We start from the raw sequence: 22,625 nt of genomic DNA on the forward strand, positions 1-22,625 counted from the left end.
TCAATACGTTTAGTTTTATAACATCAAGTTTAACAAATTGATTTGAGTATTTTTTATTTGAAGTGATTGGGTGTTCACTATATCATCTTATTCCTCTTGATCAAATAGGATTTTAGTATATTATGATAACCGTCATGAATGTTGGCATCTACCATGTCAATATGGTATTGCGCGCATTTTAACTCCAGTTCTTTACGGTATTGAGCCAGCGCGGTATGATAGGTTTGGCGTATTTTATTAGGATGTACCTTAACCTCATCGCCGCTCTCGATATCAATAAAATGATGCGGGCGGTTATCAAAATTAAAGTCTATTTCTTTTTGTTTATCATGCACATTAAATATAATCACCTCGTGTTTGTTATATTTTAGGTGTTGTATAGCGGCAAACAGATCCTGCAGTTTTTCGGTGCTCATGTTGTTTTCCAGCATATCGCTAAAAATAATAACCATTGAACGCTGGTGAACTTCCTGTGCTATATGGTGCAATACGTTTGATAAACTGGTATTAGTGTTTTCTTTAGGCTCGTTATAAGCTTTTTCTAACTGGGCATATAAGTAAAACAGGTGGGTTGATGTCGATTTAACCCCACTTAACCAATCTACCTTATCCGAAAATATGCCCAATCCAAATGCGTCGCGCTGTTTTTTAAACAGGTACATTAATGATGCAATGGCATAGATAGAAAACTGCAGCTTATTTATACCCTTATCCGGGTAATTCATGGATGATGAGGTATCCAGCAATAAATAACAGCGCAGGTTGGTTTCCTCTTCAAATTGCTTAACAAACAGCTTTTCCGTTCGGGCCATCAGTTTCCAGTCGATGTTTTTTATCGACTCGCCGTTATTATACAAGCGGTGTTCGGCAAACTCAACCGAGAAGCCATGAAAGGGGCTCTGGTGTAAACCGGTAATAAAACCTTCAACTACCTGGCGCGCCAATAGGTCAAGGTTGGCTAAGTGCCTTATTTGCTGATTGTCGTTAAGCATATACTAATGTATTAAAATCAACAGGTGTGCGCAAATAAAAAAAGCGTTACAACAACTTGTAACGCTTTTAATACTTAGTTTATGATAATTAAGCTAATTGCTTATTTAATTTATCGGCCAAAACAGATTTTGGTACGGCGCCAATTTGTTTGTCAACAATTTCGCCATTTTTAAAGTACAATAAAGCAGGGATGTTACGGATACCATATTTAACTGATATACCTGGATTATTGTCCACATTTACTTTACCTACAACAGCAGTATCCGCATATTCTTTTGATATTTCTTCTACTACCGGGCCAACCATTCTACAAGGGCCACACCATTCAGCCCAAAAGTCAACTAATACGGGTTTATCTGATTTTAGTACAAGCTCCTCAAAGTTTGCGTCAGTAATTTCTAATGCCATGATATTTTTTATTTTGTTTAACAAATATATACTATTCAAATAGCTTGCCACAAGTATTGGCCTGACAAACTGACAAACTAATTACTAACAATGCCCTTATTTATACACTTTGATTTTTTGGTGACAAAAATGGCTTATAGTTTTTCTATCTCGGATTTAACAAACTCGGCCAGTTCCTGTACATAACCTGCACTAAAATCAAACTTAATACCGGCGGTTTCGTAAATTTCCTTAATAGTTTTGGTATAACCCAGTTTTAAGGCCGCTAAGTACTGCTCCAATGCTTTCTCCGGATTTTCCTTATAATTTTTCCAAACTGCTATGGCACCTAACTGGGCCATGCCGTATTCTATATAATAAAAAGGGATCTCAAAAATATGCAGTTGCTTTTGCCAAAGATTGGCTTCCGCTTCTTCAATGCCGCTCCAATCGGCAAAACCTGCGCCAAAAGGCTCGTATATTTTTACCCAGGCTTCAGTGCGCTCGGCAGCAGTATGGGTAGGGTTGGTATATATCCAATGTTGAAACTGGTCAACCACGGCCACCCAGGGCAGGGTTTTTAATACATCCACCAACTGATCGCGTTTGGCGCGTTTTAAGTCTTCCTCATTATCAAAAAATACGTTCCAGTTATCCATGGATATGAGTTCCATCGACATGGAGGCCAACTCTGCCACTTCTGATGGGCAATGTTTAAAATCATTCAGCTCCAGATCCGCAGTTAAAAAGGTATGTACCGCGTGGCCGCCTTCGTGTACCATCGTAGTCAAATCGCGGAAGGTATTAGCCGAGTTCATAAAAATAAACGGCGCGCCTGTTTCTGATAGCGGATAGTTATAACCGCCCGGTGCCTTGCCTTTGCGGCTCTCTACATCAAACAGGTTATTATCCTTCATGATCTCCAAACGCTCGCCCAAATAGCGGTTAATGTTGCTGAAGCACTGGATAGATTTCTCTATTAAATCATCACCATTTTGAAAAGGTTTTAACGCAGGTTTGCCGGAGGTGTTGACATCCATATCCCACGGCCTTAAAGTATCTAAGCCTAAAGCATCTTTACGTTGCTCGGCATGTTCGCGCAGGATGGGCACTACCTCCATTTCTATAGCTTCATGAAAAGCATAGCAATCCTGTGGCGTATAATCAAAACGGCCCAGCGCCTGGAACATATAGTCGCGGTAATTTTCAAAACCGGCGTTTAGGGCTACCTGGTGGCGCAAAGCGCGCAAGTGGTCAAACAAGTCGTTCAGCTTATCTTTTTCCTGCAGGCGGCGCGCGGTAATTTTCTCCCAAACTTCCTGCCTTTTGGCACGGTCGGTGCCTTTTAAAAATACCGATGCCTGCTCTAAAGTATATTCCTTATCATCGATATGAACGGATAATGACCCGCTTATCTGTTGATATTTTTGCTGCTCAACCTGTATCTCGGTTTGTAAAGGAATGTTTGCTTCCCTGAAAAGCTCCAAAGCTTTTTTTACACCTCTTAAATAAACGTAATACTTGTCGTTATCTAACTCATCGAGGTACTCGCTGGCTACCAGTTTTTTGTTGAGCTCGTTACTGTAAGGTGCTATTTTAGGCTCAACTTCGGTAGCAAAGTATTGAAAGTTTTGCAACAACTGCTCGTTATTGGTATCACACGTCATGCGGATATAGCGCCAGGCAAAATCTTCCTCTAAAGCGGCTTCCAACTCGCTGCGGTCATGCAGCCATTTTTCTAATTCCTCTCTTGAGTTGATAAAACGGGCCAGTAACTCTTTATAAAGTGGTTCCAGCGTTTCCCATTTAATTTCAAGGTCGGATGGGATATATGTTCTTGTTTTTTTGTGGATCATTTTGATGTGCAGATATGTAGATGTGCAAATGTGCAAATTTGTGCGTGAATAACAATGTCATCCTGGACTTGTTTCAAAACAAATAACAATCACTTTGTAGATTTTTATACATTAGTATTATGTTTGAAATGCTGCAAATTAGACTTTTGGGAAATCAACCCTACGCTGATATAAAAAAGGAAACTCTTGAAAGAATAATTATAAGGGAGTTTGGTAGTAAGGCTGACGAAGTAAAGGAAAAGCTCCAAAGAGTTTTAAGTGATTCACCAAAGGGAAAACGCAGAATTTCTGCAGCAATCATAAAATTAGCGAACAGCGATATTAATGCTATAGACGGTTTAATTGATGTAAGCAATTATGATTATAGAGATATTATATCAAGAGCGGAATACCCAAAAGCATGTGAGTTGGATTTTGACGATTTTGAAGAATTAAGTAAAAGGCAAATGAAACAGATATATTTATCCGATTGGAAACAATACTCAAACTGGGTTAATGGTATTTAACCTTTTCCGAACATCCGAGATCAAATAACTCTATCCAACAAAAACAAAACCGCAAATACCACGCTGGCAATACCATTGGTGGTCATAAAGGCAAAGTTTACACGGCTCAGGTCGTTTGGTTTAACTAACAGGTGCTGGTAAATGAGCATACTGCAAAAGAAAACGATACCTATGTAATATAATATCCCTGGTTCAATAAAAAATACAGGCATTATTATAAAGGCTGCTGATAGCACATGCAAAAATGTAGATAACCTTAAAGCATTTACTTTACCCAAATAGGCGGGAATAGAGTGCAAGTTTTCATTGCGGTCAAAATCTTCATCCTGCATGGCGTAGATGATATCAAAGCCACTCACCCAAAACAGTACCGCGAAGGAGAAGAACAGCGGCGTCAGATCAAAATGCCCGGTCACCACCAAATAAGCCCCGATAGGTGCCAGCGATAACCCCAAACCCAAAACCAAATGGCAAAGCGCGGTAAAGCGTTTGGTAGCGCTATAACCCAATACCACTAACAAAGCCACCGGCGATAAATAAAAGCAAAGCGTATTAATAAACCAGGTTGTGGCAATAAACAAAGCACAGTTAACCAGCGTAAACGTCAGCGCTGCCGCCGGACTAATCCTCCCGGCAGGAATATCACGTACTTTGGTGCGTGGGTTTTTGGCATCAATGTCGCGGTCCAAATAGCGGTTAAATGCCATGGCCGCGTTACGGGCAAATACCATACATAATATCATCATCAACAGCTTGGGCCATTCAAACGGGTAGCTGGTGGTAGTTATCGCCAAAAAAAAGCCAATAAAGGCAAATGGCATGGCAAATATGGTATGCGAAAATGTTACGAGGGAAAGGTATTTTTTCATTTACTATTTATCCAGGCGTCATTGCGAGGAACGAAGCAATCTCTGCACATGCAAGTCAAAACTGTAATGTTCGTTACTGAACGACATTTGTCTGCCTGACTGTCCTACATAGAGATTGCTTCGTTCCTCGCAATGACGATTTTATTTAAAAATCTTTATATGCCGGTACTATAAACTCCTGATTTATTCCTCCAATAAATCCTAAAATCTCCTCGCGTCCTAAATGTAACTCGGCAGAGGTGATAAAGTATTGCGGGGCCTCTTCAAAAGTTGTAAGCAGCGCTTTTTTAAACTTAGCTATATTTTGATCTGTTTTTACCGATGATTGCTTATCTGCCTTGGTAAATACCAGTACAAACGACAAGCCTTTTTCGCCCAGCCAATTGCAAAACTCCAGATCTATTTTTTGGGGTTCTAAACGACTATCAATTAAAACCATTACACATTGCAGGCTTTCGCGTTTATCTAAATAGGTATGTATAAACTTATCCCATTCGGATTTTTTGGTTTTGGATGCACGTGCATAGCCATAACCCGGCAAATCCACAATGTACCAGTTATCGTTCACCAAAAAGTGATTGATCAACTGCGTTTTACCCGGCGTTTGCGAGGTTTTGGCCAAACCTTTTTTGCCCGTAAGCATATTGATCAGCGAGGATTTACCCACATTTGAGCGGCCAATAAAAGCATATTCGGGCTTTACCGGCGGCGGCAGTTTAGAAACCTGGGTGTTGCTGCAAATAAATTCGGCAGTTTTTACAATCATAGGGCAAAGATAGGGGTTAAAGATTGGTTATTAAAGATTGGTTGAGAAGATTAAAGATTAGCTATTAAAGATTAGTATAGCTTTGTAATATGATAACCCTACATTCACTAATCTTTATTCTTCAATCTTTAATCTTTTAACAGAATGGAAGACAACTACAAAATCCCCGCACAAACCCGTATTGGCCACGTGCATTTAAAAGTTAGTGACCTGCAAAAATCATTAGATTTTTACTGCGGATTGCTGGGATTTGAAGTTACCCAAATGTACGGCGACCAGGCAGCTTTTATATCTGCCGGGGGTTATCATCACCATATCGGGTTAAATACCTGGTACAGCAAGGGCGGACAACCTGCGCCGCAAAACACTGCCGGACTGTTCCACACCGCTATACTATATGCCGAGCGTAAGGATCTGGCTAAAATTCTGCAACGATTGATACAAGCCAAATACCCCATCACCGGCGCGTCTGATCATGGCGTATCAGAAGCTATTTATTTAGACGACCCGGATAAAAATGGCGTCGAACTATACTGGGACAAACCCAAAGAGGAGTGGCCGCTGGATGAAAAGGGTAGCTTGAAAATGGTTACGGAGCGGTTGGATATTGAAGGATTGTTAACCTTAAACAAAGATTAAAGATTGAAGAATAAAGATTGGTTAACAATATTCAAATAAGCTAAGCACTAATCTTCAATCTTTATTCCCTAATCTTTATTATCTATCTTTGCCCTACAATATGAGCAAAACCGTAATTCCGTATACCGAGGAGCAGGGCACCAAGAAAGAACAGGTGGCCGATATGTTTAATAATATATCCAAAACCTACGATTTTCTGAATCATTTTATGTCGTTGGGTATTGATATCATCTGGCGCAAAAAAGCTATCAACGAATTAAAGAAAGATCAACCTAAATTGATACTGGATGTAGCCACCGGTACCGGTGATTTTGCTTTTGAAGCCTTATCCATATTAAAGCCCAAAAAAATTATAGGTGTAGATATTTCACAAGGGATGCTGGACATCGCGAAGCAAAAAATAGCTAAACGTGGTTTAAGCGCTCAATTTGAAGTTAAGCTTGGCGACTCGGAAAAATTACCTTTTGAGGCCAGCGAGTTTGACGCGGTAACCGTAGCCTACGGTGTACGTAACTTTGAGAACCTGGAGGTTGGCCTGGCGGATATTCACCGGGTATTAAAAGCGGGTGGTAAAGCCGTGGTGTTGGAGTTCTCTAAACCTAAGGCATTTCCAATTAAACAGTTGTATCAATTTTACTTTAATTATATCACCCCCGGCATTGGCAAGCTTTTTTCAAAAGATTCAAGAGCTTATTCCTATTTGCCCGAGTCGGTTGCTGCTTTTCCTGACGGAAATGATTTTGTGGCACTGATGGACAAGGTGGGTTTTAAACATACCAAAAGCCGCCCGCTTGCGTTTGGTATATGTTCCATTTACACCGGCGTTAAATGAGTAAAATTAAATACCTAACCCTAATATTGCTGTTTATTTGCTGTGCCGATTGTTTGGCGCAGAAAGTACCGGCATGGGGTGGTGGTAGCGATTTGAAGGACCTTGGTTTCGGTTTTACCTTTTCATATATAGGCAGTTATTATAAAATAGATAAAGCGCTTGATTGGCAAACCCCGTTTATTGACCCGGTAAATAATACACCTGTAACCAACACGCTAAATAGCATCAGTTCATCATATGCCAGTGGTTTTGGCGTTGGTTTTTTAACACGTTACCGTTTAACCGAGCATTTAGAGGCACGTGTTGCTCCCTCGTTAATATTTGCAGACAGGGTAGTAAAATATACTTATGTAAACCAGGATCCTATAAATAAATTGGTTACCAGTACCGCGGTTGATTTTCCGCTAAGCCTGAAACTAAAATCAGACCGTATGGACAACCTGCGGGTATATTTAATGGGAGGAGTAAAGCTTACACAGGCCATCAGCTCAAAATATAACTCGGATGTTGACCTGCCACCTATTGATAAGATAGTTAAAAATGTAAACCGCTATGGCTCGTACGAAGTTGGGCTGGGTTGTGAGATATACTTCGAGTTTTTCAAGCTTTCGCCCGAAATTAAAATATCCAACTCGTTTGGTAACGTCATGCTGCATGACAATAGTGCCTTTTCAAAACCCATCAGCAATTTGGGGCTGCATACGGTAATGTTTAGCCTGTATTTTGAGTAAATTAATTTCCTGCTTGCAAAAGGAATAAGTGAACACTTGTTCTAAAACTCATTTATAAAACCCGTGTTATATCAACTAAAAACTATAATTTCGTAGCAGATTTTAACTCATACCTATGGCTAAAATTGCATTAATAACAGGAGCAACTTCGGGGATAGGCGAAGCCTGCGCGCATACTTTTGCCCGCGAGGGCTATAACCTGGTACTTACCGGCCGCAGATTGGAACGTTTGGAAAAATTAGCAGCCCGCCTGAATAAAAAATATAACATCGAGGTAGCTGTGTCCGCATTTGATGTGCAAAACAGGGAGCAAACAATAGCTAACCTGGAAGAGCTGCCGGCAAAATGGAAAAAGGTTAATGTATTAATAAACAACGCCGGCCTAAGCCAGGGGCTTGACCCTATACAAAATGGAAACTATACCGATTGGGAAACCATGATTGATACCAATATTAAAGGGTTATTATATGTAAGTAAAGTGGTGTCTAACTGGATGATAAGCAATGGTAAAGGGCATATTATAAATATTGGTTCAATTGCCGGTAAAGAGGTTTACCCCAATGGTAATGTATATTGCGCTACCAAGTTTGCCGTTGATGCTTTAAATAAAGGTATGCGTTTAGATCTTTTATCACATGGCATTAAAGTAACCGCCGTACATCCGGGAGCTGTTAATACCGAGTTTTCAGAAGTTCGGTTTCATGGCGATAAAGAGCGTGCAGACAAAGTTTATGACGGATTTAAACCATTGGTTGCCGACGATATTGCCGAAACCATATGGTTTGCCGCATCGCGCCCGGCACATGTTAACATCAATGAACTAACCGTTATGCCAACCGCGCAGGCCAGCGTAACTAATATATTTAGACAATAGTCGGAAAGTCCGTAAGTCGGGAAGTCCGAAAAATATAAAAGAGTAAATAATCTTCCGGACTTTCGGTCTTACGGACTTCCGGACAAAAAACAAAAAACATGTCATTAACTACACAAATAGATCAGGATATCAAGCAGGCCATGTTGGCTAAACAACCCGACAGGCTGCGGGCGTTACGTGCCATTAAATCGGCATTGCTATTGGCCAAAACCGAGAAAGGCGCTGCTGAAGAATTAACCGAAGAGGCAGAAATAAAAGTGTTGCAAAAGCTGGTAAAGCAGCGTAAAGAGTCGGCTGATATTTATAAAACTCAAAACAGGGAAGACCTGTATGAGATTGAAATGCAGGAAATGCGTGTAATTGAACCCTACCTTCCGCAGCAAATGACCCGTTTTGAAATTGAAGGATATATACAGGACCTGATGAGCCGTATTGGCGCTACATCTGCACAGGATATGGGCCGTATTATGGGCATGGCCAGTAAAGAACTTGCCGGTAAAGCCGACGGAAAAACAATATCAGAAGTAGTGCGGCAGTTATTAGGATAAATATTTGTTATTATTGCCGAAACTAAAGCTTTATAGCTATTTTTATTGCTAACATATACACTTGGTAATTAGTACAAGGGTATATATTTGAAACTTAAACATTTACAATTACATATATGAATTTCGTGCTTAAACAGGAACGTGGTTTTAGTTACATTGACGAAGGAGAAGGCGAGGTTCTGTTGCTATTGCATGGTTTAATGGGAGGCTTAAGTAACTGGGAAGAGGTAATTGAATATTTTAGTAAAAGTTACCGTGTTATACTACCCATGCTGCCGGTTTATGATTTGCCGGTACTAACTACGGGTGTAAAAACGTTATCAAAGTACCTTAATAAGTTTATTAAGTATAAAAAATTGGAGAATGTAACCCTTTTGGGTAATTCATTAGGTGGGCATGTGGGGTTAATATATAGTTTAACTCACCAGGATAATATTAGGGCATTGGTGTTGGCAGGTAGCTCGGGTTTATATGAAAACGCTTTTGGGGGGTCATTCCCGAGGCGCGAAAATTATGAGTTTATTAAAGAGCGTGTGCAATACACTTTTTATGATCCAAATATAGCCACTCCCGAATTGGTAGACGAGGTGTATAAATTGGTTAATGATCGTCATAGTGTTATAAGGTTGCTGGCCATGGCCAAATCGGCAATACGCCATAACATGAAAAAAGATCTGCATAAAATAAAAATACCGGTAGCCTTAATATGGGGCAGAAATGATAAAATAACACCACCCGAAGTTGCTGAAGAGTTTAACCAGTTGCTGCCGGATGTTGAGTTACACTGGATAGATAAATGCGGCCATGCCCCTATGATGGAGCATCCTGCAGAGTTTAATGAGAAATTAAAAGCATTTTTAGATAAAAAAGGTATATAAATGGTTGCAGGTGAGTTGATATCTGATGTTATTCTGCCGGTTCATACTTCTGATACGATACAGAAGGCATTGGACCGTATGATAGAGTTTCGTGTAAGGCACCTGCCCATTGTAAACGAAGACCAGTTTTTGGGTCTTTTAGCCGAAACTGATTTACTGGCTGAAACCGACTATACAACACACATAGGTGCACTTGCGCTTTCGCTGGTAAATCCCTATGTACTGGAAGATCAGCATATATATGATGTTATCCGCCTGTTTTATGAGCAGCAACTAACCATAGTACCCGTGCTGGATATCAAAAAGAACTACCTGGGCATGATATCCATTAATGCTATAACAGAGTACTTTGCCAAAATAACCTCGGTTAGCCAACCCGGTGGTATAATCGTGTTAGAGATCAGTAATAAAAACAATTCGTTGGCACATATGTCGCAAATTGTTGAGTCAGACAACGCGCAAATATTAAGCTCATATGTAAGTACTTATCCCGATTCAACAAGGATGGAAGTTACGCTTAAAATTAATAAGCAGGACATATCAGGCATAGTGGCCAGCTTTTTAAGGTATGAGTATGATATAAAGGCTACCTTTAATCATAATGATAACGATAATTCAATGGATAGGTATGATTCATTGATGAATTATTTGAATTTATAATTGGTCCATCGTCAATAGACGATAGGCCATAGTTGATATTACTTACATTAAAACTATTGACCATTGACTATGGTCTATGGACTAAAACCACCCAATGAAAATAGCAGTATACGGCAGGCAGTTTAATGATCTGGCAGTGCTACCCTTCGTGCAGCAGGTGTTTGATAGCCTTTCTCGGCATAAAGTTGAAATTTATGTTCACCACCAACTGAATGAGTATTTAACCGGAAAGATAAACACCGTAAAATATCACGTGCTTGAAAATGATACCCCAATAAAAGGCTTTATTGATTTGTTTATTACCCTGGGGGGCGATGGTACGTTGCTGGATATGGTAACCTTAATAGGCGATTCGGGAGTGCCGGTAATAGGTATTAACTTTGGCAGGCTTGGCTTTTTGGCCAGTGTAAATAAAAGCGATATTGATGCCGCTATAAATGCAGTAGTTAATAAAGAATATACACTTGATAACCGTGCGTTGTTATGTATCGATTCGGACATGAAAATATTTGGCGACGATAATTTCGCGTTGAATGATATTACCATTCATAAGCGCGACGATTCGGCGATGATCACCGTACACGTATTTTTAGATGGCGAATTTTTAAACTCCTATTGGGCCGATGGTATAATTATAGCCACATCAACAGGGTCAACCGCTTACTCATTAAGTTGCGGCGGACCTATCATCTTCCCGCAATCAAATAGTATTGTTTTAACGCCTGTTTCCCCGCATAATTTAAATGTAAGGCCTATTGTATTGCCTGATAGCAGCCGTCTATCTTTTGAGGTAGAGAGCCGCGGAGGTAAGTATCTAGTATCATGCGACTCAAGGACAGCAACCATTGATGGGGCAGTACGCTTTCATACCCACAAAGCACCATTCGGGTTAAATCTTATTCGCTTAAACAATGAAAGCTACCTGGCAACGTTAAGAAACAAATTAATGTGGGGCCTTGATGCCCGCAATTATTAACTTTGTTTAATGCGCAAACTTTTACCCGTATTTATTTTATTAAGTATTGCCTATAGCGCGCAGGCGCAAAGCTGGGAAGTTGGAGGCTCGTTTGGTGCTGCCGGTTATATGGGCGATCTGAATCCTAACAATCCGCTGAAAATGAGTGGAGGTACGGCAGGGCTAATGGTGAAACGTAATTTTAACCAATATTTATCGGCCAGTATACATTACAGCGTTGGCAGCATTGCCGGGGCCGACAGTACTTCAACCAACCCACAGTTTGTAAACCGTAATTTAAGCTTTAAAACCCCACTTACTGAGCTAAGCCTGGTTGGCGAACTTAACTTTTTAAAGTATATACCATCAGTTACTGCCAACAGGTTTACCCCTTATGTATTTGCAGGAACTGGGCTAACTACTTTTAAACCACAAACCGTTTATAATGGTGTAACGCTTGACCTGGCCCAATTTAGAACTGAGGGACAGGCAACACAATATGGCAATAAAGCCATATCAGCTATTTATGGTGCGGGTATTAAATATAATTTTTCTGACGCATGGAATATTATAGCCGATATAGGATATCGTTATGCGTTTACTGATTATTTAGATGATGTAAGCGGTGTTTACGCGCCGGTAAGCAGTTTTAATAATGATCCTACTTCACTGGCATTTGCACTGGCAGATAGGGGCTTGACACCAGGTTATCCGGGATCGCAACGTGGTGATTTTAGGCCGCATGATAGCTACTTGTTTATTAATTTAACTATATCATTTACGTTTATTACGGCAAAATGTTATTATTAAAATTAGTAATAAGATGTTTTTTATAGGCAATAAATGCAGTATTTAAGCATTATATAAACAATAAACTTTCTTTTCGGTACAATACTAAAAAAGTACCAGGGAAGTTTTACCTTTGTCCGCTGAAAAATTTGGTTTTAATCAGATCAATAATGAGGTAAATGCTATATTGTAAGGCCCTGCCGAATATAGCAAGCTGTAAATAAAATGGAATATAAAGATCAGATTGATTTGTCAAAATTGCCCAGCCACATAGCTATCATAATGGATGGCAATGGGAGATGGGCAAAAGAAAAAGGCAAATTAAGAATATTTGGCCACCATAATGGGGTAATTTCTGTACGGGATGTTGTTGAAGGGGCGTGTGAGCTAAATTTAAAGCACCTTACTTTATATACCTTTTCGTCCGAGAACTGGAACAGGCCTAAACTGGAAGTAATGGCCATTATGGAGTTAATGGTAAGCACTATCCATAAAGAGATTGAAAACTTTATGAAAAAAAATGTGCGTCTTAATGCTATTGGCGATCTGGAAATGCTGCCACCTAAATGCCTTGCTGAGTTAAATAAAGCCATTGAAACTACATCTGTAAATACAGGATTGGTACTTACCCTGGCTTTAAGCTATAGTTCGCGCCGCGAGATTGTTCGTGCAGCCAAAAACATAGCTATTAAAGTGCAAAGCGGAGAGTTAAATGTTGATGATATTAATGAAGAAGTGTTTGAAAATAATTTATTTACCGCAAATATACCTGACCCGGAATTATTGATCAGAACCAGTGGCGAACACCGGATAAGTAATTATTTGCTTTGGCAAATTGCCTATGCCGAATTGTATTTCACTAATAAATTATGGCCCGATTTCAGAAAGGAAGACTTGTATGAAGCCATATATGATTATCAAAAACGTGAGCGCCGTTTTGGTATGACCAGTGAGCAGGTAAACTAAATTTTTGCGTTTAACACTTTTTAACAACTGTATAAATTATTTTTAGCCCACTAAAATATACGAATGAATAAATTTCTTTTTGCTATTCTTTTATCTGTAATGAGTACCCTTGCCTTGGCCCAACGGCAACCGGCAAGACCCGTTATACCGGCTGATAGTTTGAGTTATATGGCTCCTAAAGAGTATACCATTGGCGACATTACAATTAGTGGCGTAAAAAATTTAGATCAGGAAACATTACTGACTATATCAAAACTATCAAAGGGTGATAAAATTACTTTACCGGGCGATGCTAATGCAAATGTTATAAAAAACTTATATGCACTAGGTTTATTTGATGATGTGCAGTTAAATGTAACCAGGCTTACTTTAGATAGTGTATATCTTGAGATTGTTGTGCTGGAGCGTCCGCGTTTATCGCGTTTGCATATTACGGGTATACGCAAAGGTGATATAGAAGATGTGCAGAAAAAGTTATCTGATAAAACCAACAAAATTGTAAACGAAAACCTTTTAAGTACCACTACGGCTATTATTAAAAGGCATTTTAATGAAAAGGGGTATTTAAATACCACTGTTAATATCACTCAAAGGCCAGACCCGGGTGACCCTAATAGTATAATTTTGGATGTTGCGGTTGATAAAAAGCAAAAAGTAATGATCAACAAAATTACTATTGTGGGTAATAAAGCATTATCAGCGGGTAAGCTGAAAAAAGCTATGACAAAAACCCGTACCCGTAAATGGTACAATATATTTGGCTCTAAAAAATTTAAACAGGATAAGTACGAAGAGGATAAGCAATCGCTAATTGAATACATGCAGGAAAAAGGTTATAGAGATGCAGCAATTTTAAGCGATAGCGTTTCAAGGCATAACGCCGAAACTGTTGATATAAAAATCACCTTACATGAAGGCCCCAGGTATTACTTTGGCGATATTAAATGGGCAGGTAATTCAAAATACAGTGACAATGATTTGAACAGGATTTTAAAAATTAAAAAAGGTGATGTATTTAGTGAGGATATACTAAATAAAAGGTTATCCGGATCAGCGCAAAACAGCGACGATATATCATCGCTTTATTTAAATGATGGTTATTTAACTTACAATGCCGAACCAATTCAAACCAGGATATATAACGATACAATTGATTTGGAGATAAGAATGTATGAAGGTCCGCAATACACTATAAACCGAGTTATATTAAAAGGTAATGATGTTACCAATGATAAAGTTGTAATGCGCGAAATAAAAACCCTGCCGGGGCAAAAGTTCAGCAAACAATTATTAATACGTACTACGCGTGACATTGGTGTACTGGGTAATTTTGATGACCAAAAAACCGAGCCTAAGCCAACCAATATTAATCCGCAGGATGGTACTGTAGATATTATATATAACGTTGTTGAAAAGCCGTCAGACCAGGTTGAACTTTCAGGAGGTTTTGGTGGCGGGCAGTTGGTTGGTACGCTGGGTTTAACCTTTAACAATTTTGCATTACGCAACATATTTAATTTGAAGGCCTATAAACCACTGCCAAAAGGCGATGGACAAAAATTGAGCCTCAGAGGGCAATCAAGCGGGAAATCATATCAAAACTTTTCGTTCACTTTTTCTGAGCCATGGCTGGGAGGTAAAAAGCCCATATATTTTGCTGTATCTGCCTACACACAGTTAAGTTCAACCGGATATTACTATGCACCAACCGACCCAAGGTATAACAGGCTGCGTATAAATGGTGTTGGTATAACTTTGGGTAAAAGGTTAAAATGGCCTGATGACCTTTTCCAACTAAATTATTCATTAAATCTTGACCACTATACCCTGGATAATTTTGGCGGGTTTTTATTTACAAACGGTACAGCCTATAATATAAAACTAACCCAGGACCTGATGCGCGATTCACGCGATGCGCCTATATTTCCAACTTCGGGTTCAAACATAAAATTCAGTATACAGGCAACCCCGCCGTATTCATTATTTAACAATATAAACTACAAAATTGCTACACAAGAGCAGCGTTATAAATTTGTTGAGTATTACAAATTTAAGTTTGATGCGCAATGGTTTACCAGGCTAACCGGTAAGTTTGTATTAATGTCGCAGGTGCGTTTTGGTATGCTGGGGCAATATTCATCAGCAGTTGGCCCATCTCCGTTTGAGCGATTTAAGTTGGGTGGTGATGGTATGCAGAGCTTCCAGTTTTTACAGGGTAGCGAGATTATTGGTTTAAGAGGATATACAAATTTTTCAATCGTTCCGGAGGGTAGTAATTATACTTCAAACAACAACCCGGGTAGTACTATATATAACAAATTTACTTTTGAGTTGCGCCACCCGGTTATTTCGGGCCAATCAGCAACTATATTTTTGCTTGCCTTTGCCGAAGGCGGGAATGCCTGGAACAATTTTAACCAGTTTAATGCGTTTAACGTTAGGCGCTCCGCAGGTATTGGTGCAAGGATATTTTTACCTATTTTTGGATTACTTGGCTTGGATTATGGTTATGGCTTTGATGCTATACCGGGCAACCCAACCGCTAATAAAGGGCAGGTACACTTCTCTATTGCACAAAGCATAGGCGGCGGATTTAATTAATTTGTAAAAACATGAAAAAAGTATTTTTAATAGCTTGCTTTACCTTATTTACATTTACCGTTGCATTTGCACAGCGGTTTGCTTATGTAGATTCAGAATATATTTTAAAACACATGCCCGAGTATGCTTCTGCTCAAAAACAATTGGCAGCTTTATCTGAACAATGGCAAAAAGAGGTAGATAGCCGCTACCAGGAGGTAGACAGGCTGTACAAAGCCTACCAGGCTGACCAGGTTTTGATGACTGCTGACATGAAAAAACGCCGGGAGGCTGAAATTGTAGAAAAAGAAAAAGCAGCTAAAGATTTTCAACGCCAGAAATTTGGCCCGGAAGGTGAGTTACCGCAAAGAAGTGCAAACACCATTAAACCTATTCAGGATAAAGTGTCTAAAGCTATACAGGCAGTTGCCGAGGCAGAGAACCTGGACATAATATTTGACAAGAACAGCGAAGTTATTATGCTTTTTGCAAGTCCGCGTTATAATAAAAGCGATGCGGTAATAACCCGTTTAGGATTAAAACCCGGCGTACTTGCTAAATAAAAAATTAATCTATATAATCGTATTAAAATTAAACACAGAACAAAAAAATGAGAAAATTATTAAAAGTTGCTTTAGTTGCATTAGGCGTGGTATTCATGAGCAACTTTGCGCAAGCACAAACTAAAATTGGTTATATAGCTATGGAGCAGATCATACCATTATTGCCGGAATTTAAAACCGCACAAACAGTTCTAACTACGGCTCAGAATGGTTGGATAGAGCAAATTAATAAGTTAAGTGCCGAATTACAAACTAAGGGCAAAGAATATGAGGCAAAGAGAGCAACAATGACTGAAGCCGTTCGTTCAGTGACCGAAAGTGAGCTTGCCGATTTGCAAAAAAGAGGGAATGATATGCAAACTAAAGCGCAACAAGATTTAGAAGCGAAACAAGCTGAGCAAATGGCGCCTTTGGTAACCAAAATAAAAACGGCTATAAGTGCTGTTGCGAAAGAAAAAGGCTATACTTATGTATTAAATACTTCGTCGCCTGAGTTATTATTAGTTGCACCTCCTGCAGATGATCTGGAAGCTGCTGTAAAAGCAAAATTAAATATAAAATAATCTAATTATAAATACATTTGTAAAGCCTCCCGATTTATCGGGAGGCTTTTTTATTTTTGTTAAATATGTCATCCGGTAAACCTATAGGTATTTTTGATTCGGGCATAGGCGGCCTTACGGTATTCCGATCTATTGCCGAACAGTTGCCGGGGTATGATTATATTTATTTAGGCGATAACAGCCGTGCGCCTTATGGTAACCGGTCATTCAATACCATACACCAATATACCTGGGAGTGCGTGCAATGGCTATTTAAAATGGACTGCCAGCTGGTTATACTGGCCTGTAATACGGCATCCGCCAAGGCCTTGCGTACCATACAACAAAAGGATTTACAAGGACTCGACCCCTTCAAAAGGGTACTGGGTGTTATCCGCCCTACAGCCGAGGTGATAGGTGATCTGTCTAAAACCAAAGAAATAGGCGTATTAGGTACAACAGGTACAGTGCAATCCGAATCTTATCCAATAGAAATAAAAAAGTTTTTCCCTGATCTGAAAGTTTACCAGCAAGCCTGTCCGCTTTGGGTACCATTGATAGAAAGCGGCGAATATGAAAAGCCGGGTGCAGATTATTTGATCAAACAATACCTGGATGAGTTAATGGCGCAATCTGCCAATATTGATACGGTATTGTTAGCCTGTACCCATTATCCACTAATACAAGATAAAATACAAGCGCATTTGCCTGATCATATCAATGTTATAGCCCAGGGGGATATAGTAGCCAATAGCCTGGTTGATTACCTGCAGCGCCATCCCGAAATGGAGCAGCAATTAAGTAAAAATAGTGCCAAACAATTCTTTACTACAGATGATACTACCGAGTTTGACCGTCATGCTTCACGGTTCTTTTCTGCGTCGGTTGCATCTTCGCATGTATTAGTTACCGACTTAAAATGTTAATAAAATGGCAATTGACTGTAAACTCTACGTACTTTATGGGCCAATTATTACCAACCATTTATTAAGTTTGCACTCAAAGCAAACTCATTGAATTTTTACCTTACATATATATTGGTTGCCATAGGGCTTTTTAGCTTCGTAGCCGTGTTTACTCTGTTTGGTGTATATGCCGAGCGTAAGGTGTCTGCTTTTATACAAGACAGGCTTGGCCCAACTGAAGTAGGTAAATTTGGCACGCTACAAACCATTGCCGATATATTAAAACTGGTACAAAAAGAATTGATAACCCCAGCCGCTGCCGATAAGCTTTTATTTATACTGGCACCGGGAATTATTTTCATATCGGTATATATGGGTTTTGCCGCGCTGCCATGGGCACCGGGGCTTGTGCCATCCAAGATCAATTTAGGGCTTTATTATATTTTCGCCATTATATCTATGGAAACCCTTGGCATATTAATGGCCGGGTGGGGATCTAACAACAAATATTCTATACTGGGTGCTATGCGCTCGGCTGCTCAGATCATATCGTATGAGATTCCTGCCGGCTTTGCCATCATTGCGGTAGTTATGATAACCCAAAGCTTAAATATGCAAACCATAGGTTTGCAGCAGGGCGTCCTATCATCTGAGCCAACCAAGTTTTTAGGGTTTTATGATGTTACTGAAATAGGAGGCATATTGGCCTGGAACATTTTCAGGGCACCGCATTTAATTATCGCATTCGTTATTTATTTCATAGCCTCGTTAGCCGAAAGTAACCGTGCGCCATTTGATATCCCGGAGGCGGAGTCTGAACTGGTATCAGGTTTTCATACCGAGTATTCAGGGCTAAGGTTCGCGCTGATATTTTTAGCAGAGTATTCTATGATGTTCCTGGTATCAATGATAGGAGTGATCCTGTTTTTAGGGGCTTGGAACACGCCGCTGCCAAATATGGGCTCATTACAGTTAGCCAATTGGACAACAGGCGTGGTTTGGGGGATATTTTGGGTAGCTTTAAAGAGTTTGGGGTTAGTAGGCGTACAAATGTGGATACGCTGGACATTACCCCGTTTGCGGGTTGACCAGCTAATGACCCTATGCTGGAAAGTATTAACCCCACTGGCCTTTGCCTGTATGTTAATATCAGGCATATGGCGGATATGGCTCATGTGATTTCGGATTTCGGATGTTCGATTTCGAATTTAAAAAGAAGTGAAAATTAAATCAGGGCAATCCTGAAATCAAATAAATCAAGGTTCAGACAATAAATGATCAAAAGAGCTTTAAATGGATTTACAACTGCAATGACAGGGTTAGGCCTAACCCTGAAGCACCTTTTTGCGTCAAAAGCGAAAAGGAAGGTTGTGCACATGAGCGCTGATAATTATTTCCACCAGTTAGAAGGTACCAATACCATACAATATCCGGCACAAAAACTTCCTATCCCCGAAGTTGGCCGCTATCAGTTGGATGTAGAAATTGACGATTGTATTGTATGCGACCTTTGCGCCAAAATTTGCCCGGTTGATTGTATAACTATTGAGTCTATCAAGACAACTGAACCTGCCGGTATTGGCCAAACATCTGACGGTACAACTAAAAGACTTTATGCCGCGCAGTTTGATATTGACATGGCCAAATGTATGTACTGCGGCCTGTGTACCATAGTTTGCCCAACCGAGTGTATTGTAATGACCAACCAGTATGACCGAACTGTTTTTGAGTTGAGTAACCTTACTTACGAATTTTCGGATATGTCGCCTGAAGAGGCTGCCGAAAAACGTGCGCTGTTGGAAAAACAACAAGCCGAAAAGCAAGCCGCTAAATTGGCCGCCATGCAAAAACCAAAGGAGGGCGAAGCATGAATATAGTACAGGTGCTTTTTTATGTAATGAGTTTTATCGTAGTAGGTTCGGCATTTTTCGTGGCGGCTACCAAAAATTTGGTGCGCTCTATATTCATGTTTTTTGTAACCCTGTTTGCATTGGCCGGTTTATACGTTTTAGCTTTGGCCGATTTTGTTGCCATAACCCAAGTAGTAATTTATGTAGGTGGAATTTTGGTGTTGATATTATTCGCGTTCATGCTATCCGGCAAAGAAACTTTAACCGTGCTGCAACAAAATACGCGCTTAGTAACCTTAAGTAAATTACCTGCGGTAATATTGGCTTTATTGTTTTTTGGTGTGATGGTGTACACTATCTGCCAGATAGAAGCTAACAACTTTGGCTGGATCAAACAATCTATCGCTACAAAAAATACGATAACGCCTAATGATTTGGTGACAGATAACATCGGCATTAATTTAATGACCCGCTATTTATTACCTTTTGAGGCGATATCCATATTATTAATGGTGGCCCTGGTTGGCGCGGCGCACTTATCACGTAAGGAGGTAAAAGCATGATAACCTTAACCGACTTTTTACTGGTAAGCGCGGCTTTATTTTGCATAGGCTTATACATGATTGTAGCCAAACGCAATGCCATACAAATATTAATAGGTATAGAGTTGATGCTAAATGCCGCTATTTTAAACCTGGTAGCCTTTGGCAAATACGATAAACTCAACAACGGCGGACAAATATTTGCGCTGTTTGCCATAGTGCTGGCAGCAGCCACAACAGCGGTTGCATTGGCAATAATACTAAACGTTTACCGCAGGTATAAAACTATTGACCCTGCAGAAATTATACAACTGAAAGACTAACAATTGGAAACCTACCTGTCATATCAAAATTCGTTAACCGTTAGCTATGCCATAGCTGCGGTGCTTATGCCTTTACTGGCATTTGCGGTTAACTATTTTGTGCCTAAAGCAGCGGGCAAGGTAACAGGATGGGTATCAACCATAGCCATATTAATAAGTGGTGTATTATCAGTAATGGTTTTTGCTGATGTATGGAACCAGCAACCACAGCATGTGCAACAACTTTGGTTTACCATTGGCAGCACCAAACTATATGCAGGTGTCTTATTAAATAACCTGTCGGTATTGATGTTATTGCTGGTGTCGCTTATTGCATTGCCGGTACATGTGTACTCCATGGCCTACATGAAGCATGATGAACGTTACAACCGCTACTTTACTTATCTCAGCTTCTTTTGCTTTAGTATGCTGGCGTTAGTGGTGGTAGATAATTTAGTGCTGTTTTATGCTTTTTGGGAACTGGTGGGCTTTTCGTCATACTTGCTGATAGGTTTCTGGTTCACCCGCGATAAGGCTGTACAGGCCAATAAAAAAGCCTTTATTATGAATAGGATAGGAGACGTTGGTTTATTAATAGCCCTACTTATCCTATTTGCCCAATACCGCACCTTTGATATGGTTCAGCTTTTTGGTGATAATGGGTTGATTGCACAATCATTTATTAAAGACGGCAGCTGGATAAGCCCTATACACACAATACCCGCCACCTGGCAGTATGTAGCTTGCGGTGGTATATTTTTAGCGGTAGCCGCTAAGTCGGCACAATTTCCATTACATACCTGGTTGCCCGATGCTATGGAAGGCCCTACATCCGTATCGGCACTAATTCATGCTGCAACAATGGTAGCCGCAGGTGTATTTTTATTAGGCAGGGTATATGTAATGTTTACTCCGGTTGAGCTAAGTATACTGGCCGGTGTAGGCTGCTTCACGGCTTTTATGGCCGCCACCATCGCGCTCACGCAAAACGATCTGAAACGTATTCTGGCTTACTCTACCATATCGCAATTAGGATATATGATCATGGCTATAGGTGTTCATGCTTATGCTTCATCATTGTTCCACCTGGTAACGCACGCTTTTTTTAAATGCCTGCTGTTTTTGGTAGCCGGTATTGTGATACACCAGGTACAGCATATTAAAGACGATAATAACCTCGATATCGATCCGCAAAATATTTTAAACATGGGCGGCCTGCGCAAAAAACTGCCGCTTACGTTTATTGCCGCCGTTATTGGCAGTTTGGCATTAATTGGTTTGCCGCTTACATCGGGCTATTTATCAAAAGACGGCATTTTAATACAAGCCTTTGATTGGTCTGATGGTAAAAATATTTGGTTTAAATTGATTCCTTATGGTGCCATTGCCACCACCTGGCTCACCGCTTTTTATGTGGTAAGGCTGATAGTAAAAGTATTTTTCGGCAAGTTTAAGCTGGAGCAGTTTCATCCCGACATTACCTACCATATTAGCGATGGGGGATGGAAGTATAAAGCACCGTTAGTTTTTTTGGCATTGGCTTCATTATTCCCGCTATTCTCTTTAAACCCGCTGATATATGAACACGCCTGGCTATATACCGGGTTAACACCTTCAAATTATTTAGAGCGCGTAAATATATACCATACCATCATCCCCGCAGGGGTAAACATAACTAGCCTGTTTGTTATTTACAGCGCCTATGATATTTACTTTAAGCGCAACACGTGGTCGTTCCCGCAAACGGGGTTCCTGTATCGTTTATCCTATAACCAATGGTATATTGATGCTATTTATATGCAGTTTATTGTAACACCTTTTATGGCTATCAGCCGTGCGGTGTTTAGTTTTGACCATAAGATTATTGACGGATTTGTAAATTTATTACCCAATGTGGTTGTCTTTATAGCTAAGATAGCTGCCTGGTTTGATTATTATATTATTGATGGTGTATCGCGTTTGCTTACATTTATAGTTGAAAGCGTGGGCCAGTTTGTGCGCTGCTTTCAGCGTGGTAAAATTCAATATTATTTATTTAGTATGCTGGCTATTGTGCTGGCGCTGTTTATTTTAAAAATACTGATCTGAGCCT

Annotated in this window: 25 protein-coding genes; 20 read left to right on the plus strand and 5 right to left on the minus strand. The window is 39.9% G+C overall.

Going from position 1 to position 22,625, the window contains the following annotated elements; all coding sequences use genetic code 11:
* Window positions 1–77 precede the first annotated feature (77 nt).
* From ACYVJ6_RS04105 to ACYVJ6_RS04115, 3 genes are all read right to left on the minus strand, one after another.
* Window positions 78–992 carry a DUF58 domain-containing protein gene (locus ACYVJ6_RS04105; protein ID WP_460692757.1) on the minus strand — a complete coding sequence of 305 codons (915 nt, stop codon included), beginning with the start codon at window positions 990–992 and terminating at the stop codon, window positions 78–80.
* An 88-nt stretch (window positions 993–1,080) separates the two neighbouring features.
* The gene (gene trxA / locus ACYVJ6_RS04110; protein WP_460692758.1) at window positions 1,081–1,401 is read right to left on the minus strand and encodes a thioredoxin; all 321 of its coding nucleotides are present in this window, start codon (window positions 1,399–1,401) and stop codon (window positions 1,081–1,083) included.
* Between the two features lie 134 nt (window positions 1,402–1,535).
* On the minus strand, window positions 1,536–3,236 hold the full coding sequence (locus tag ACYVJ6_RS04115) for a M3 family oligoendopeptidase (protein ID WP_460692759.1): 1,701 nt from the start codon (window positions 3,234–3,236) through the stop codon (window positions 1,536–1,538).
* 119 nt (window positions 3,237–3,355) lie between these two features.
* Here ACYVJ6_RS04115 and ACYVJ6_RS04120 point away from each other — a divergent pair, with 119 nt between their 5' ends.
* Window positions 3,356–3,742, plus strand: coding sequence for a hypothetical protein (locus tag ACYVJ6_RS04120; RefSeq protein WP_460692760.1), 387 nt, complete (start codon window positions 3,356–3,358; stop codon window positions 3,740–3,742).
* A 20-nt stretch (window positions 3,743–3,762) separates the two neighbouring features.
* Here ACYVJ6_RS04120 and ACYVJ6_RS04125 read toward each other — a convergent pair whose 3' ends face one another.
* Both ACYVJ6_RS04125 and yihA read right to left on the minus strand, forming a co-directional pair.
* On the minus strand, window positions 3,763–4,611 hold the full coding sequence (locus ACYVJ6_RS04125) for a UbiA-like polyprenyltransferase (RefSeq protein ID WP_460692761.1): 849 nt from the start codon (window positions 4,609–4,611) through the stop codon (window positions 3,763–3,765).
* 145 nt (window positions 4,612–4,756) lie between these two features.
* The gene (gene yihA / locus ACYVJ6_RS04130) at window positions 4,757–5,377 is read right to left on the minus strand and encodes a ribosome biogenesis GTP-binding protein YihA/YsxC (RefSeq protein WP_460692762.1); all 621 of its coding nucleotides are present in this window, start codon (window positions 5,375–5,377) and stop codon (window positions 4,757–4,759) included.
* Between the two features lie 144 nt (window positions 5,378–5,521).
* Here yihA and ACYVJ6_RS04135 point away from each other — a divergent pair, with 144 nt between their 5' ends.
* The 19 genes from ACYVJ6_RS04135 (at window position 5,522) to ACYVJ6_RS04225 (ending at window position 22,621) form a co-directional block, all read left to right on the plus strand.
* The gene (locus tag ACYVJ6_RS04135; protein WP_460692763.1) at window positions 5,522–6,016 is read left to right on the plus strand and encodes a VOC family protein; all 495 of its coding nucleotides are present in this window, start codon (window positions 5,522–5,524) and stop codon (window positions 6,014–6,016) included.
* Between the two features lie 100 nt (window positions 6,017–6,116).
* On the plus strand, window positions 6,117–6,848 hold the full coding sequence (gene ubiE / locus ACYVJ6_RS04140) for a bifunctional demethylmenaquinone methyltransferase/2-methoxy-6-polyprenyl-1,4-benzoquinol methylase UbiE (protein WP_460692764.1): 732 nt from the start codon (window positions 6,117–6,119) through the stop codon (window positions 6,846–6,848).
* Window positions 6,845–7,579, plus strand: coding sequence for a type IX secretion/gliding motility protein PorT/SprT (porT, locus tag ACYVJ6_RS04145; protein WP_460692765.1), 735 nt, complete (start codon window positions 6,845–6,847; stop codon window positions 7,577–7,579). Before ubiE ends, porT begins: the two co-directional genes overlap by 4 nt.
* 115 nt (window positions 7,580–7,694) lie before the next feature.
* Window positions 7,695–8,453, plus strand: a complete 759-nt coding sequence (locus ACYVJ6_RS04150) for an SDR family NAD(P)-dependent oxidoreductase (protein ID WP_460692766.1) — start codon at window positions 7,695–7,697, stop codon at window positions 8,451–8,453.
* Window positions 8,454–8,551: 98 nt separating this feature from the next.
* The gene (locus tag ACYVJ6_RS04155) at window positions 8,552–9,001 is read left to right on the plus strand and encodes a GatB/YqeY domain-containing protein (RefSeq protein WP_460692767.1); all 450 of its coding nucleotides are present in this window, start codon (window positions 8,552–8,554) and stop codon (window positions 8,999–9,001) included.
* Window positions 9,002–9,117: 116 nt separating this feature from the next.
* On the plus strand, window positions 9,118–9,879 hold the full coding sequence (locus ACYVJ6_RS04160; RefSeq protein ID WP_460692768.1) for an alpha/beta fold hydrolase: 762 nt from the start codon (window positions 9,118–9,120) through the stop codon (window positions 9,877–9,879).
* The gene (locus ACYVJ6_RS04165) at window positions 9,880–10,539 is read left to right on the plus strand and encodes a CBS domain-containing protein (RefSeq protein WP_460692769.1); all 660 of its coding nucleotides are present in this window, start codon (window positions 9,880–9,882) and stop codon (window positions 10,537–10,539) included.
* 94 nt (window positions 10,540–10,633) lie between these two features.
* The gene (locus tag ACYVJ6_RS04170; RefSeq protein WP_460692770.1) at window positions 10,634–11,515 is read left to right on the plus strand and encodes an NAD kinase; all 882 of its coding nucleotides are present in this window, start codon (window positions 10,634–10,636) and stop codon (window positions 11,513–11,515) included.
* A 9-nt stretch (window positions 11,516–11,524) separates the two neighbouring features.
* Window positions 11,525–12,304, plus strand: coding sequence for a type IX secretion system protein PorG (gene porG, locus ACYVJ6_RS04175; RefSeq protein ID WP_460692771.1), 780 nt, complete (start codon window positions 11,525–11,527; stop codon window positions 12,302–12,304).
* 204 nt (window positions 12,305–12,508) lie between these two features.
* Window positions 12,509–13,249, plus strand: coding sequence for an isoprenyl transferase (locus ACYVJ6_RS04180; protein WP_460692772.1), 741 nt, complete (start codon window positions 12,509–12,511; stop codon window positions 13,247–13,249).
* 63 nt (window positions 13,250–13,312) lie between these two features.
* Complete coding sequence (gene bamA / locus ACYVJ6_RS04185; protein ID WP_460692773.1) at window positions 13,313–15,850, plus strand: outer membrane protein assembly factor BamA; 2,538 nt, start codon at window positions 13,313–13,315, stop codon at window positions 15,848–15,850.
* 11 nt (window positions 15,851–15,861) lie between these two features.
* Window positions 15,862–16,392, plus strand: a complete 531-nt coding sequence (locus ACYVJ6_RS04190; RefSeq protein ID WP_460692774.1) for an OmpH/Skp family outer membrane protein — start codon at window positions 15,862–15,864, stop codon at window positions 16,390–16,392.
* Between the two features lie 47 nt (window positions 16,393–16,439).
* A complete protein-coding gene (locus ACYVJ6_RS04195) occupies window positions 16,440–16,955 on the plus strand; it encodes an OmpH/Skp family outer membrane protein (RefSeq protein ID WP_460692775.1) in 516 nt (171 codons plus the stop codon).
* Window positions 16,956–17,020: 65 nt separating this feature from the next.
* Window positions 17,021–17,860 (plus strand): glutamate racemase, encoded by an 840-nt coding sequence (murI, locus tag ACYVJ6_RS04200; RefSeq protein ID WP_460692776.1) that lies wholly within the window; start codon window positions 17,021–17,023, stop codon window positions 17,858–17,860.
* A gap of 87 nt (window positions 17,861–17,947) precedes the next feature.
* Window positions 17,948–19,018 (plus strand): NADH-quinone oxidoreductase subunit NuoH, encoded by a 1,071-nt coding sequence (gene nuoH / locus ACYVJ6_RS04205; RefSeq protein WP_460692777.1) that lies wholly within the window; start codon window positions 17,948–17,950, stop codon window positions 19,016–19,018.
* A gap of 95 nt (window positions 19,019–19,113) precedes the next feature.
* The gene (locus ACYVJ6_RS04210) at window positions 19,114–19,710 is read left to right on the plus strand and encodes a NuoI/complex I 23 kDa subunit family protein (protein ID WP_460692778.1); all 597 of its coding nucleotides are present in this window, start codon (window positions 19,114–19,116) and stop codon (window positions 19,708–19,710) included.
* A complete protein-coding gene (locus ACYVJ6_RS04215; RefSeq protein ID WP_460692779.1) occupies window positions 19,707–20,252 on the plus strand; it encodes an NADH-quinone oxidoreductase subunit J family protein in 546 nt (181 codons plus the stop codon). The genes ACYVJ6_RS04210 and ACYVJ6_RS04215 overlap by 4 nt, the downstream gene beginning before the upstream one ends.
* Window positions 20,249–20,554 (plus strand): NADH-quinone oxidoreductase subunit NuoK, encoded by a 306-nt coding sequence (nuoK, locus tag ACYVJ6_RS04220; protein ID WP_460692780.1) that lies wholly within the window; start codon window positions 20,249–20,251, stop codon window positions 20,552–20,554. Before ACYVJ6_RS04215 ends, nuoK begins: the two co-directional genes overlap by 4 nt.
* A 3-nt stretch (window positions 20,555–20,557) precedes the next feature.
* Window positions 20,558–22,621 (plus strand): NADH-quinone oxidoreductase subunit 5 family protein, encoded by a 2,064-nt coding sequence (locus tag ACYVJ6_RS04225; RefSeq protein ID WP_460692781.1) that lies wholly within the window; start codon window positions 20,558–20,560, stop codon window positions 22,619–22,621.
* Window positions 22,622–22,625: the final 4 nt, after the last annotated feature.

The sequence above is a fragment of the Mucilaginibacter puniceus genome (assembly GCF_054783175.1).

Bases quoted from the DNA above. Each gene is read 5' to 3' on its own strand.
- ACYVJ6_RS04105 (WP_460692757.1), bottom strand. From the start codon at position 992: ATGCTTAACGACAATCAGCAAATAAGGCACTTAGCCAACCTTGACCTA.
- trxA (WP_460692758.1), bottom strand. From the start codon at position 1,401: ATGGCATTAGAAATTACTGACGCAAACTTTGAGGAGCTTGTACTAAAA.
- ACYVJ6_RS04115 (WP_460692759.1), bottom strand. From the start codon at position 3,236: ATGATCCACAAAAAAACAAGAACATATATCCCATCCGACCTTGAAATT.
- ACYVJ6_RS04120 (WP_460692760.1), top strand. From the start codon at position 3,356: ATGTTTGAAATGCTGCAAATTAGACTTTTGGGAAATCAACCCTACGCT.
- ACYVJ6_RS04125 (WP_460692761.1), bottom strand. From the start codon at position 4,611: ATGAAAAAATACCTTTCCCTCGTAACATTTTCGCATACCATATTTGCC.
- yihA (WP_460692762.1), bottom strand. From the start codon at position 5,377: ATGATTGTAAAAACTGCCGAATTTATTTGCAGCAACACCCAGGTTTCT.
- ACYVJ6_RS04135 (WP_460692763.1), top strand. From the start codon at position 5,522: ATGGAAGACAACTACAAAATCCCCGCACAAACCCGTATTGGCCACGTG.
- ubiE (WP_460692764.1), top strand. From the start codon at position 6,117: ATGAGCAAAACCGTAATTCCGTATACCGAGGAGCAGGGCACCAAGAAA.
- porT (WP_460692765.1), top strand. From the start codon at position 6,845: ATGAGTAAAATTAAATACCTAACCCTAATATTGCTGTTTATTTGCTGT.
- ACYVJ6_RS04150 (WP_460692766.1), top strand. From the start codon at position 7,695: ATGGCTAAAATTGCATTAATAACAGGAGCAACTTCGGGGATAGGCGAA.
- ACYVJ6_RS04155 (WP_460692767.1), top strand. From the start codon at position 8,552: ATGTCATTAACTACACAAATAGATCAGGATATCAAGCAGGCCATGTTG.
- ACYVJ6_RS04160 (WP_460692768.1), top strand. From the start codon at position 9,118: ATGAATTTCGTGCTTAAACAGGAACGTGGTTTTAGTTACATTGACGAA.
- ACYVJ6_RS04165 (WP_460692769.1), top strand. From the start codon at position 9,880: ATGGTTGCAGGTGAGTTGATATCTGATGTTATTCTGCCGGTTCATACT.
- ACYVJ6_RS04170 (WP_460692770.1), top strand. From the start codon at position 10,634: ATGAAAATAGCAGTATACGGCAGGCAGTTTAATGATCTGGCAGTGCTA.
- porG (WP_460692771.1), top strand. From the start codon at position 11,525: ATGCGCAAACTTTTACCCGTATTTATTTTATTAAGTATTGCCTATAGC.
- ACYVJ6_RS04180 (WP_460692772.1), top strand. From the start codon at position 12,509: ATGGAATATAAAGATCAGATTGATTTGTCAAAATTGCCCAGCCACATA.
- bamA (WP_460692773.1), top strand. From the start codon at position 13,313: ATGAATAAATTTCTTTTTGCTATTCTTTTATCTGTAATGAGTACCCTT.
- ACYVJ6_RS04190 (WP_460692774.1), top strand. From the start codon at position 15,862: ATGAAAAAAGTATTTTTAATAGCTTGCTTTACCTTATTTACATTTACC.
- ACYVJ6_RS04195 (WP_460692775.1), top strand. From the start codon at position 16,440: ATGAGAAAATTATTAAAAGTTGCTTTAGTTGCATTAGGCGTGGTATTC.
- murI (WP_460692776.1), top strand. From the start codon at position 17,021: ATGTCATCCGGTAAACCTATAGGTATTTTTGATTCGGGCATAGGCGGC.
- ACYVJ6_RS04210 (WP_460692778.1), top strand. From the start codon at position 19,114: ATGATCAAAAGAGCTTTAAATGGATTTACAACTGCAATGACAGGGTTA.
- ACYVJ6_RS04215 (WP_460692779.1), top strand. From the start codon at position 19,707: ATGAATATAGTACAGGTGCTTTTTTATGTAATGAGTTTTATCGTAGTA.
- nuoK (WP_460692780.1), top strand. From the start codon at position 20,249: ATGATAACCTTAACCGACTTTTTACTGGTAAGCGCGGCTTTATTTTGC.